12 protein-coding genes are annotated in these 11,270 nt (G+C 40.8%); 1 reads left to right on the plus strand and 11 read right to left on the minus strand.

What is annotated here, in order from left to right; genetic code table 11:
* Window position 1 precedes the first annotated feature (1 nt).
* The 9 genes from B9Y81_RS12160 to B9Y81_RS12200 all read right to left on the minus strand — a co-directional run bounded on the left by B9Y81_RS12160 (window position 2) and on the right by B9Y81_RS12200 (window position 8,641).
* Window positions 2-1,087, minus strand: a complete 1,086-nt coding sequence (locus B9Y81_RS12160) for a FlxJ family methyltransferase (protein WP_085537184.1) — start codon at window positions 1,085-1,087, stop codon at window positions 2-4.
* Window positions 1,084-2,004, minus strand: a complete 921-nt coding sequence (locus B9Y81_RS12165; RefSeq protein ID WP_085537185.1) for an LpxL/LpxP family acyltransferase — start codon at window positions 2,002-2,004, stop codon at window positions 1,084-1,086. Before B9Y81_RS12165 ends, B9Y81_RS12160 begins: the two co-directional genes overlap by 4 nt.
* A complete protein-coding gene (locus B9Y81_RS12170) occupies window positions 1,991-2,242 on the minus strand; it encodes an acyl carrier protein (RefSeq protein WP_085537186.1) in 252 nt (83 codons plus the stop codon). The genes B9Y81_RS12165 and B9Y81_RS12170 overlap by 14 nt, the downstream gene beginning before the upstream one ends.
* Before the next feature lie 22 nt (window positions 2,243-2,264).
* The gene (locus B9Y81_RS12175; RefSeq protein ID WP_085537187.1) at window positions 2,265-3,488 is read right to left on the minus strand and encodes a beta-ketoacyl-[acyl-carrier-protein] synthase family protein; all 1,224 of its coding nucleotides are present in this window, start codon (window positions 3,486-3,488) and stop codon (window positions 2,265-2,267) included.
* A 2-nt stretch (window positions 3,489-3,490) separates the two neighbouring features.
* A complete protein-coding gene (fabG, locus tag B9Y81_RS12180; RefSeq protein ID WP_085537188.1) occupies window positions 3,491-4,222 on the minus strand; it encodes a flexirubin biosynthesis SDR family reductase FlxB in 732 nt (243 codons plus the stop codon).
* Window positions 4,223-4,250: 28 nt separating this feature from the next.
* Window positions 4,251-5,804 carry a flexirubin biosynthesis tyrosine ammonia-lyase FlxA gene (locus B9Y81_RS12185; protein WP_085537189.1) on the minus strand — a complete coding sequence of 518 codons (1,554 nt, stop codon included), beginning with the start codon at window positions 5,802-5,804 and terminating at the stop codon, window positions 4,251-4,253.
* Between the two features lie 131 nt (window positions 5,805-5,935).
* Window positions 5,936-7,408: an NADPH-dependent glutamate synthase gene (gltA, locus tag B9Y81_RS12190; protein WP_085537190.1), complete on the minus strand. Its 1,473-nt coding sequence runs from the start codon at window positions 7,406-7,408 to the stop codon at window positions 5,936-5,938.
* Between the two features lie 7 nt (window positions 7,409-7,415).
* Complete coding sequence (locus B9Y81_RS12195; RefSeq protein ID WP_085537191.1) at window positions 7,416-8,213, minus strand: sulfide/dihydroorotate dehydrogenase-like FAD/NAD-binding protein; 798 nt, start codon at window positions 8,211-8,213, stop codon at window positions 7,416-7,418.
* Window positions 8,214-8,257: 44 nt separating this feature from the next.
* Window positions 8,258-8,641, minus strand: a complete 384-nt coding sequence (locus B9Y81_RS12200) for a co-chaperone GroES (RefSeq protein WP_085537192.1) — start codon at window positions 8,639-8,641, stop codon at window positions 8,258-8,260.
* A gap of 276 nt (window positions 8,642-8,917) precedes the next feature.
* Here B9Y81_RS12200 and B9Y81_RS12205 point away from each other — a divergent pair, with 276 nt between their 5' ends.
* A complete protein-coding gene (locus B9Y81_RS12205; RefSeq protein WP_085537193.1) occupies window positions 8,918-9,781 on the plus strand; it encodes an Rpn family recombination-promoting nuclease/putative transposase in 864 nt (287 codons plus the stop codon).
* 69 nt (window positions 9,782-9,850) lie between these two features.
* Here B9Y81_RS12205 and B9Y81_RS12210 read toward each other — a convergent pair whose 3' ends face one another.
* Window positions 9,851-10,171, minus strand: a complete 321-nt coding sequence (locus B9Y81_RS12210; RefSeq protein ID WP_139822922.1) for a T9SS type A sorting domain-containing protein — start codon at window positions 10,169-10,171, stop codon at window positions 9,851-9,853.
* 76 nt (window positions 10,172-10,247) lie between these two features.
* Window positions 10,248-11,162, minus strand: coding sequence for a ribonuclease Z (locus B9Y81_RS12215; protein WP_085537195.1), 915 nt, complete (start codon window positions 11,160-11,162; stop codon window positions 10,248-10,250).
* Window positions 11,163-11,270: the final 108 nt, after the last annotated feature.

Raw genomic sequence — 11,270 nt, forward strand, 5'->3', positions numbered from 1 at the left:
TCTATTTGCATTTACATTTAACAAGGCTATGTCCTAATCCGAGGTTGTCATGAATCGTTTCCACCTGCAATCCAGCCTGATCGATCAGTCGTATCATATCGTCTGAATGATACATCTTGCTATTTCCGTTCGCCATTGCTGTAAAATAGAGACTTGTCTGCGCTAAGCAGAAAGAAGCCGTTTCATAGCGTTGCCGATCCCAGAACGTTTCCATTATATATAACGAACTTTCGGAAGTCATAGCCTTTTTTACTCGTGACAAGATACTAAATACTTCTTCTTCAGAAAAGCAATCTAAGAATTGACTCATCCAGATGGCGTCAAAAGTTTCCGGAAAGACTGTTTCCGGATTCAGAAGATTCGCGGCAAAGTCGTGGATGCGTTCTGCTCCGGGCTTGTCGGAAATATTCTTATACATCATCTGTATTTGTTGAGGAAGATCCATGATCGTAACATTTACGTCAGGAGAATAAGCCACGCACTCCAAAGCCCACTTTCCGGTGTTTCCACCCACATCAAGCAAAGTAGAAACCGGTTTTTCGAAGACGATCTTCAATGCGTCCCTAAAAGAATTGTCGGAATAGAAATGATCAAAACCAAACCAGCTTTTCTTTACTTCTTCCGGCAAGGAAGATAAACCTTCGTAGATGGTTGGCCAATTGCCAAAGACCTTCAAACCTTCCGGTTTACTATTTAGTAATGCTTCCTCCAAATGAAATAAACCAGCATAGTTTACATCATGATTAAAATCCATGTTGACGGATGCCATTTCGTCAGTCAGCAGAAACCAGCCGGTTTTGCTCAAGAAGAACTTTTCGTCTTTCAATAAAACCGTACCAGTTGTAAGAGAAGACTCCAGCAAAACCTGAGCGGCATACTTACTAAGCTTGCTCTTTTCTGATAGCTCATCCAAGGAAAGTCCGTTGTCAGCATCTCTTAGCGCTGTAAACAAACCAAATTTTTTCATTAACCGGGCAACTTGAAATACTACCGGGGCAAATGAAATTACCTGCGCAAAGCGTTGCGCTTCAGCCGCAGATAACAGATCTTTACTATATTGTTCTTTTTGAGGAGATGTTAATTTCATAAGCTTTTGTTATTGGGTAGTTTCCAAAAGTCGTAATAGTTAAACCATTGTTCGGGGTATTGCTTTACCAAACCCTCTAATACAGACGTATATTGTTCCAGCAAATACTGTGCTGAACTATTTTTTCCTTTTACATCGGAATCTTTGGCAGGCACGAACCTGAATTTATATTTCATTCCTTTTTCGCGAACGGCAAAAAAGAAGACAACAGGGACGCGCAATTTTGATGCCAATAAATAAGGACCGGAAGGAAATGCCGCTTTCTCATTCAAAAAGGTCGACTCAAGAGTCTGACTTCCTTCGACAAAACGATCTCCTTGAAAACAAATATATTCTTGCTTATCCAATGCGTTCTTTATTTCAAAAACATGCGCCAAGCTGTCCTGATTTACCGGGATAATCTTATAGTTCTGCTCTTTTTTGTTTTGTTCGAGTACTTGCTTGATCTTTTGGTATTCGGCATCATACATGACAACATTCATCTTCTTTCCGTACTGATCGAAGAAAGGAGCGCCAATTTCCCAATTACCTACGTGCGCACCCATCAGTATTACTCCTGTAGGTTGGTTCAGTATTTGAAGAAATTGATCGTAGTTATCGCCGAAATCAAACTGATAAGCTTTCGTTTTCCCCATTCCCACAGCAACTTTGTCAATCAAAGTCTGTCCTAAAAGGTAGTAGTTTCTGATCAGAAACCAGCAGCTTTTACATTTCCCATAACCCAATCTCTTTCGCGCGAAAGACCAAACTGAGCGGGTTGCCTTCGGAGCAAAGGGTATAAAATAAATAATAACTAATGTCAGAAAGGCATAGGCCGCCCTGATCCCGAATATCTTAATAAGAAAAATAAAGAATAGATATCCGAAAGTGCCGCCTCTGGTTTTCCCTTTCCAATTAGAGTTTTTATTTTGATTCATTCACCCGGGAGTCAATAAAGTCGTAGAAGTCCTGAAACGTTTTGATTCCAATAAAATCCTGAGCCTTTAGTGTGAAACCAAAGTTCTGTTCCACAAGAACTACCATATCAACCAAATCTAAGCTATCTAACTCAAGTGTTTGCATAAGTGGAGCATCAGGCTGAATTAGTTCAATATCTGTTTCAAATTCTTCGGCGAGTTTTTCGTTTATTTTTTGAATTAATGCTGCATCTACCATAGTTTATGTATACTTAAAATATTTAAGGAGTAAATTTTTTGATGATTAAAGACGAATTAGTTCCACCAAACCCGAATGAATTAGACAGGTAAGTGTCAAATTCAGTTTCGATAGTCTTTGTCGGAATATTTAATAAAGAAGATGCTTCGTCAGGCTCTTCAAAGTTAAGATTGGGTGCGATAAACCCTTTCTCCATCATCAGTGTTGAATATACGATTTCGCTGGCTCCTGCCATCCACATTTCATGTCCTGTCATTGATTTAGTAGAAGTGACATAAGGGGACTTTTCTCCGAAAACCTGCACAATCGCATGAGCTTCGTTCAGATCTCCTAAAGGAGTTGATGTTGCGTGCGCATTAATATATCGTATGTCGGAAGGCAATAGTGAAGCATTACGTAACGCCATTTCCAGAGAACGTTTAGGCCCGTCTATGTTCGGAACAGAAATATGGTCTCCGTTAGAGGAAAAACCATAACCAATTACTTCTGCGAGAATAGTTGCTCCCCGTCTTTTCGCTGACTCGTAGCTTTCAAGTATAACAGTCGCTCCGCCACCGCTGGGCACTAATCCGTCACGGTTTTTATCAAAAGGACGAGATGCTGCGCCCGGATTATCTTCACGTGATGAGAAAGCCGATAAACCATCGAAACTCCCTACGGAATACATGTTTACCTCCTGCGCTCCACCACAAACGATTGCTTCCTGTAAGCCTGATTGAATCAGCAAGAATCCCATTCCGATCGCATGAGATCCACTTGCACAGGCCCCTGAGATCGTGAAATTTATTCCGCGTAACTTGAAGATAACAGAAAGGTTCATCGTTACTGTCGAATTCATACTCTGAAAGATAGACCCTGAACCGACCAATGCGGTATTACGCTTTTCGCGGATAACATCCACCGCGTGAATCACGGGTTCTGTGCTGCTATCATTCCCATAAAGGATACCAACCTCGTTCTTCTCCAGAAAGTCTTCGTCAATGCCCGCTTGTTGTAGAGCCTCGGTTGTAGCTACATAAGCATACATACCCTGTTCTGAAAGATAGTTTCGTTTTTTACGATCTAAACAACCTTTCAGGTCCGGCCTTTCCAATATTCCGGTTAGTGCTGAGTTATATCCGTACTCTTTACGAACAGGATCAATTCCAATACCGGACACTCCGTTGTAGAGCGAAGAAACGACTTCCTCTTTGTTCTTTCCGATACAGGAGTAAATACCCATTCCTGTAATAACTACTCTATTCATCATTATGTATATAAACCTCCATTAATAGAAATGACTTCCCCGGTTATATAAGCCGCTGCCGGTGAGGCGAGAAAACCTACCAGTTCAGCCACTTCTTCGGGCTCTCCAAATCTGCCTGAAGGAATTAACTTCTTTAATTCGTTTTCGTTTAAACCTTCTGTCATGTCCGTACGAATAAAGCCCGGAGCGACAGCGTTTACGGTTACTTTCTTTTTAGCGACTTCCTGCGCCAAAGCCTTAGTGGCTGCGATTACCCCACCTTTAGCCGCGGAATAGTTGGTTTGACCCGGCATACCTTTTATTCCTGATAAAGAAACGACATTAATAATACGACCGAAGCGTTTTACTATCATATCTTTTAAAAGCAACTGAGTTACATAGAAAAAACCATTCAGACTTGGATTAATTACATTATACCATTCCTTTTCAGTCATCCATATCATCAGGTTATCTTGCTTTATACCGGCATTATTTACAAGTACTTCAATATAACTACCTGCATGTTCAGATATCCATTTATTTAAGGCTTTGTTTACGCTATCAGCGTCAGAGACATCAAACGGCATTAGTTCACCTTTACCGCCCAGGCTCTCTATTTCTTCTAACGTTCTCTTGGCCTCTGTTTCATTGGAACGGTAGTTGATTAGTAAGGTGTATCCCATTCGGGCAAGCTTCAGGCAGATAGCTCGTCCTATGCCACGGCTTCCTCCTGTAACTAACGCGTATTTATTCATAATTTGAAATCCCTTGTATTATTGTTTGTCAAAAGTGTCGTAAAGATAATTGTTTGTTCTTTAACCATACAATCATCTTTTCTATTTCTTTGTATTTGGGGGTATCCTCCTTAAAAACGGGGAAGAAATCACGTAATTCCTGATATATACCACGTGTGTATCCAGAGAGTTTATCTTGCGATTGAAGATAGTCTATCGCCTGTACGATCGCCATAAAATGAATAGCCATCACCTGAAAACCATTGTCTATTACTGTTTTCGCAAGCAAGGCTGAGTTTGTTCCCATACTTACAATGTCCTGATTATCGTTATTGCAGGGAATGCTATGAATATACATCGGGTTGGATAATGTCTGAGATTCAGCAGTGGTCGAGGTTGCCGTGAATTGTGCCGCCTGAAGACCATAATTTAATCCTAAAACACCCAGATTGACGAAAGGAGGGAGAATTCCATTGATCCGATCGTGAAACAGATAGTTCAATTGTCTTTCTGTCAGCATGGTTAGCTTGGTGATCGCTATCTTGAGTTTGTCCATTTCGAATGAAACATAATCACCGTGGAAATTTCCACCATGATAAACACTCTCTGTCTCCGGGTCGATGATCGGATTATCGCACGCTGAATTTAATTCATTGACCAGCACCTTTTCCGCGGTATCTATTGTGTCAAGAATAGGACCTAATATCTGTGGTACACAGCGTAATGAATAATAAGGCTGTACTTTATGACTGAAAATCTTTTCTTCATTCTTTGTGAATAGAATCTCTTCGCGCTTTAATACGGAACGACTATCCTCAAAACAACTAAGCATCATCTTAGCAATACGCTGTTGTCCGGAATGACGCTTCGTTCCATTTAAAACAGGCGATGCGAAGTCGTCGAAGGAAGACGCAATTTCATTCACCATCACAGATGCTGTAACCGAGAGTGCCAGTAATTGGCGTGCGTATATCAGGTTGATTAATCCTATTCCTGTCATTACAGAAGTGCCGTTTGTGACAGACAATCCCTCTCTTATCCTGACCTTAAATGGGGTTAACCCCAATTTTTTCATAACATTCTCCGACGAATCCCAGTTTCCTTCAAACATCACTTCACCCTCTCCGATCAGAGTAAGTGCTATGTGCGCCAATTGAACCAGGTCTCCACTTGCTCCGACTCCTCCATGCGCAGGAATACGCGGAAAAACATTGTGGTTGATAAATTCAGTCAGTAAGACAATTAACTCTGTATGCACACCTGAATATCCTTGTAAAAAAGTAGATAGTCGGGCTATCATGGCTGCTTTTACATAGATAGGAGGGAGAGCTTCTCCTGCACCGGTAGAATGACTTCGTATAATGTTATATTGTAGCTCTTTCAGTGAATGATCTTCTATCCTATACTGAGCCATGGGGCCGAAACCGGTGTTGATACCATAGATGATTTTCTCTTTTGAGAATTTTTCCAGAAAGTGAAAACAATGATCTACTTTGTTCAACGTGTCAGCCGGGAGAGACAGTTTTGCTTCGCCAAACACAAGTGCTTTTATATCGTCTAAAGAGAAGCCACTATCTGTATTGTATATATATTCTTCTATCATTTCTTTTAGAAATATCAGGCAAAAATACGATTTTTAGACCGGATTTTAAAGATATAATGAAATGAAGGACAAAACAGAAGAGAAGATATTCTCTTTCGTTATGTCCTTCATCGTGCTTTTTATTTGTTTTCTTATTTCGAAAGCAGACTTTCGGCCATGGCTGCGGCTGCTTTACGTCCGTCTCCCATTGCCAGGATTACCGTAGCACCTCCACGAACAATATCTCCTCCGGCGTATACATCGGCTAAAGCTGAACGCATATTGTCTTCACTTACAACGATCGTGCCTTTACGGGTTACTTCCAGTCCGCTGAATGCTTGAGGTATAAGTGGATTTGGAGATACGCCCACACTGACAATCACCTCATCCACTTCAATCGTGTCGATTGCTCCCGGAATAGGGATCGGGCTTCTTCTTCCCGAAGCATCCGGTTCGCCAAGTTCCATTTTTTGAAGTTTCATTTCTTGTACCCGGCCTCGTTCGTCACCAAGGTATTCAATTGGGTTGTGTAGCGTTAGGAATTCCACACCTTCTTCTTTGGCGTGTTTTACTTCTTCCAGACGTGCAGGCATTTCTTCTTCGCTTCTACGGTAAACGATCATTGCTCGTTCAGCACCTAATCTTTTAGCCGTACGAACAGAGTCCATCGCGGTATTTCCTCCGCCAATCACAGCAACTTTTTTTCCTATCAGAACGGGAGTATCACTCTCAGGATTAGCCGCATCCATCAGATTAACACGAGTAAGGTACTCGTTGGACGACATAACACCAACCAAGTTTTCTCCCGGAATATTCATAAAATTAGGTAATCCGGCTCCACTGGCTACAAAAATTCCTTTAAAACCATCCGTATGCAAATCCTCATAACTAATTGTTTTTCCTACAATGCAGTTCGTTATAAACGTAACCCCCATCTTACGCAGACTATCGATCTCTACGTCTACAATCTGGTTTGGCAGACGAAATTCAGGTATGCCGTATTTTAATACGCCGCCGATTTCGTGTAAGGCCTCAAAAACAGTTACATCAAAGCCTCTTTTCGCCATATCTCCGGCAAAAGATAATCCGGCAGGACCTGAACCAACTACCGCAATTTTAATTCCGTTCTTCTCTTCGATCTCCGGAACGAATATATTTCCACTTTCACGCTCATAATCTGCCGCGAAGCGTTCCAGATAGCCAATAGCTACGGCTTCTTTTTTCATCTTAGCTGTGTAGATACATTGGCTTTCGCATTGTTTTTCCTGTGGGCACACACGTCCGCAAACAGCTGGCAACGCGCTTGTTTCTTTTAATATTTTGGCTGCCGACGAAATATCTCCAACCTCTATGTATTTTATAAATGTCGGAATATTGATACTTACCGGACAACCGGTCATACAAGTCGGATTAACACAGTCTAAACAACGCTGAGCTTCCAGCATAGCTTGTTCTTTGGTAAGTCCGAGGTTTACCTCTTCATTGTTTTTATTTCGGTAGTCGGCATCCAGTTCGTTCATTTCTACACGAACGAGGTCTGTGCGTTCTTTTGCTTTTTTGCTTTTGCGAAGTTCTTCCCTCCACGGTTCCGCACGGCGTGCGGCAATACTATCTTGTTGTGTCATAAGGTTCTTATTTTTGCTCTAACTCTTTATATGCTCCCAATCGCATCAACATTTCGTCGAAGTCTACTTGATGGGCATCAAATTCGGGACCATCTACGCAAACAAACTTTGTTTGTCCGCCTACGGTTATACGGCATGCGCCACACATCCCCGTGCCATCCACCATAATCGTATTCAGGGATGCTAATGTAGGAACATCGTATTTTTTCGTGAGCGCAGCAACAAATTTCATCATGATTGCGGGTCCGATAGTTACACACAAATCTACCTTCTCACGATTTATTACACTCTCAACCCCATTCGTAACCAACCCTTTATTTCCGTATGAACCATCATCTGTCATGACAATCACTTCGTCCGAATATTTCTTCATCTGATCTTCTAAGATCACGAGTTCTTTCGTACGCGCTGCCAAGACTACGATCACCCGGTTGCCTGCATTATGAAAAGCTTCTACGATCGGTAAAAGCGGAGCTACGCCAACGCCTCCTCCTGCACACACAACAGTCCCTACCTTCTCAACATGAGTGGCTTGTCCTAACGGACCTACAAGGTCTGTGATATAATCACCTTCATTTAAAGCACATATCTTCTTTGAAGAGCCACCAACACCTTGAATTACCAGGTCTATCGTTCCTTTTTGGATATCCGAACCAGCTATGGTAAGCGGTATACGTTCTCCCTTTTCGCCTACTTTTACAATCACAAAGTGGCCTGCTTTTCTTGAACGCGCAATAAGCGGTGCTTCAACAACAAGCTTTACCACATTTGCCGAAAAGTGTTCCTTACTTACAATTTTATTCATTCCAATCGCTCCTATCTTTCGTACTAATTACTGTTTTACACATTTTATTCAAACAAGCCCTCGTCTCTCACCAGCATTAAAATGGCAGAATGAGGAACAATCAGGTATGTTTCTTCATTAAAGTTAATTTCGTATGCCGCGTTTTGCAGATAAATAGCCAGGTCTCCTTCATGTGCCTGAAGAGGAAGGTATTGAACTTCGTCGTTCTTTTTCTTCCATGCTTCGTCTTCTTCCGCCGGCGTAGGAAGAGGATAGCCCGGTCCTGCTTTAATAATATAACCAGATTGTATCTTTTCTCCTTGTTGTACGGAGGGAGGAAGATATAATCCCGATTTCGTCTGACTATTCGGGTTTTTGGGTCGGATGAGCACCTTGTCACCGATCATAATAAACTTATCTATATCCTTTTGATCTATCGATAATTGCATATAAATGATATTAGAAATTTTAGTTCCGCAAACTTAATCAAAAAGAGTGAATTATGCATTGTCTGAAGGATTACAAAATGAATTGTCTGTTTTTTCGCTATATTCTTTTGATAAAATGAAACCAAAGTACCTGCCCTTACTTACAAATCGTTTTCCCGGTTTCATTGATTTTCTCTTCATTTTATTGCAAAAGTGAAAATCCATTCGAAAAAACAAAAGCCATTTTTATTACTTTTGCCGGAATAAGTATTAAAAATAAGATCAAAAACCTTACCTATGATTGAGAAAGAACCTTTCTGTTATATCAATCCGCTAACTGATTTCGGATTTAAAAAGTTGTTTTTTAACGAATTAAACAAAGATCTCCTAATTGATTTTTTAAACGAAATCATTCCTGAACCAGATAAAATAGTTGATCTTCAATATGAACCGACGATTTTACAAGGAGAAGAAGCAACCGAACGGAAAGCTATTTTTGATATTTTCTGCACAAACGCAAAAGGAGAATATTTTATAGTTGAGATTCAACGAGCCAAGCAACCCTACTTCCGTGACCGAAGTTTATACTATGCTTCCTACCCAATCCAGAAACAAGGAATCAAAGGAAAATGGGACTTTCGTTTGAAAGCAGTGTATTTTATTGGAATATTAGACTTTGTATTATTTAATGAAGTAGCAGACGATCACGAACATTATTTAGAATATGTGCAATTAATCCGCCAAAGAACAGGTACAATTTACTCTAAAAAGATTAACTTCGCCTTTGTAGAGCTTCCGAAATTTAAGAAAACTGAAGCCGAACTTCGAACCAATACAGATCGTTGGTTGTTCTGTTTACGTAATCTATCTCGGTTAGACACTCGTCCTGAAGCGGTGCAGGGCAGGATTTTTGAAAAGTTATTTAAAGCCGCAGAAATAAACCGACTAACGAAACAAGAAATGGCGACTTACAAAAAGAGCATATTAGAATACGACGATGTCCGCAACGCAGTTGATTATGCGCGTAAAGAGGGTCGTGAGGAAGGTGTTCAAAAAGAGAAACGCACACTGGCTATCAATTGTTTGAAAGAAGGTATGTCTACAAAGCAAGTCAGTAGGATCACAGGATTAAGCGAAGAAGAAATACTGAAACTTCAATAATCAGCTGTTATGGGGATAAGTCCGGGATAGCATGCTTTTCACGCAAACCCGGCCCCTACTTCTATATTATCAGCGAACAACTATCTTCCGGACGGTTTCTTCTACCCGCACGATATAATACCCTTTTGACAAGTTTACCGGATATTCGCCTGACGTATATTTTATTTCAACTTCCAAAACTTTTAAACCAACAACACTGTAGATTTCAAGTTTACTCCCTACAGTGGCATTGTTAATTTTAATTCTGTTGTCAACAAATGAGATCTCGATTTCCGGTTTTGTTTGTTGCTTTTGCGGATAGGATATGCTAACTCGGTCAGCAGAAAACATGTTGACCGGAGTACTTGTTATGAAGAACAAGATTAAGAGTATAGAAAAAAATCCTCTCATGCGCAGATATCCTTATATAAGAACAAAAATAATTATTTTTCCGCTCAGTTGCCTGAAAATAATGAAAAAAACACGATTATAATGGAATTACCATTCCTTCAAGAGCAAGGATCGTATCCGGAAAGATTTTATCCGCCTCTTCTTTTAACACGGAAATATTTTCATACCGTGCCGAATAATGACCGATCACAAGTCGTTTGGCTTTGGCACGAAGTGCTATTTCAGCAGCCTGAGCAGCGGTAGAATGGAATGTTTCTTTTGCACGAAGTGCTTCATCTTCTCCAAAAGTAGCTTCGTGATAGAGCAAATCTACATTTTCTATGATCGGGATCATATCCGGGTTGAATGCCGTATCCGAACAGTAAGCATATCTTTTAGGAGGAGTTGCCGGAGTGGTCAGTCTGGAGTTAGGAATAACCTCGCCATCTTCAGTTACAAAGTCGTCTCCTTGCTTAATGTCTTTCAACTTTTTCACAGGAACTTTATAAAAGTCCACCATATCACGAATAATATGTGCCTCACGCGGCTTCTCCTCAAAAAGGAATCCACAAGCTGCTATACGGTGTTTTAACGGTATAGAATAAACATTTACCGAACGATCTTCCATGATGAGGTTGTGCTGATGGGGGTTGATCAGGTTAAATTTCACCTCGAAAGGTAAGCCTTTGCAAAACACGGCTAAGATGGGATCCATATAGTTTTTTATCTCTTTGGCAGCATGAATCGTTATCGCACCAGTCCGTCCGAGCAATCCTAATGTAGAAAGTAGTCCGGGCAAACCAAAGCAATGATCACCGTGGAGATGGGAAATGAAAATATGATTTAGTCGATTGAAGCGTATCCGCATTCTGCGCATCTGCAACTGAGTGCCTTCGCCACAGTCGATCATATATAATTTGTCTCTGAGATCAATGATCTGGCATGTTGGCAAATGCCTTGTTGTTGGTAATGCTGATCCGCAGCCAAGAATATTCAGATTGAATTCTGCCATATTGAAAAATAACCTTTTTTACTGGGGTTTTGTTGTCCTGCCATAAGCTTGGGATAACAAAACGTATTTCTTTTATAAACAGGAAGTTTATTTTAACAGCCTCCTCCT

The organism is Massilibacteroides vaginae (assembly GCF_900178525.1).
GTDB lineage: Bacteria > Bacteroidota > Bacteroidia > Bacteroidales > Tannerellaceae > Massilibacteroides > Massilibacteroides vaginae.

Bases quoted from the DNA above. Each gene is read 5' to 3' on its own strand.
- B9Y81_RS12160 (WP_085537184.1), bottom strand. From the start codon at position 1,087: ATGAAATTAACATCTCCTCAAAAAGAACAATATAGTAAAGATCTGTTA.
- B9Y81_RS12165 (WP_085537185.1), bottom strand. From the start codon at position 2,004: ATGAATCAAAATAAAAACTCTAATTGGAAAGGGAAAACCAGAGGCGGC.
- B9Y81_RS12170 (WP_085537186.1), bottom strand. From the start codon at position 2,242: ATGGTAGATGCAGCATTAATTCAAAAAATAAACGAAAAACTCGCCGAA.
- B9Y81_RS12175 (WP_085537187.1), bottom strand. From the start codon at position 3,488: ATGAATAGAGTAGTTATTACAGGAATGGGTATTTACTCCTGTATCGGA.
- fabG (WP_085537188.1), bottom strand. From the start codon at position 4,222: ATGAATAAATACGCGTTAGTTACAGGAGGAAGCCGTGGCATAGGACGA.
- B9Y81_RS12185 (WP_085537189.1), bottom strand. From the start codon at position 5,804: ATGATAGAAGAATATATATACAATACAGATAGTGGCTTCTCTTTAGAC.
- gltA (WP_085537190.1), bottom strand. From the start codon at position 7,408: ATGACACAACAAGATAGTATTGCCGCACGCCGTGCGGAACCGTGGAGG.
- B9Y81_RS12195 (WP_085537191.1), bottom strand. From the start codon at position 8,213: ATGAATAAAATTGTAAGTAAGGAACACTTTTCGGCAAATGTGGTAAAG.
- B9Y81_RS12200 (WP_085537192.1), bottom strand. From the start codon at position 8,641: ATGCAATTATCGATAGATCAAAAGGATATAGATAAGTTTATTATGATC.
- B9Y81_RS12205 (WP_085537193.1), top strand. From the start codon at position 8,918: ATGATTGAGAAAGAACCTTTCTGTTATATCAATCCGCTAACTGATTTC.
- B9Y81_RS12210 (WP_139822922.1), bottom strand. From the start codon at position 10,171: ATGAGAGGATTTTTTTCTATACTCTTAATCTTGTTCTTCATAACAAGT.
- B9Y81_RS12215 (WP_085537195.1), bottom strand. From the start codon at position 11,162: ATGGCAGAATTCAATCTGAATATTCTTGGCTGCGGATCAGCATTACCA.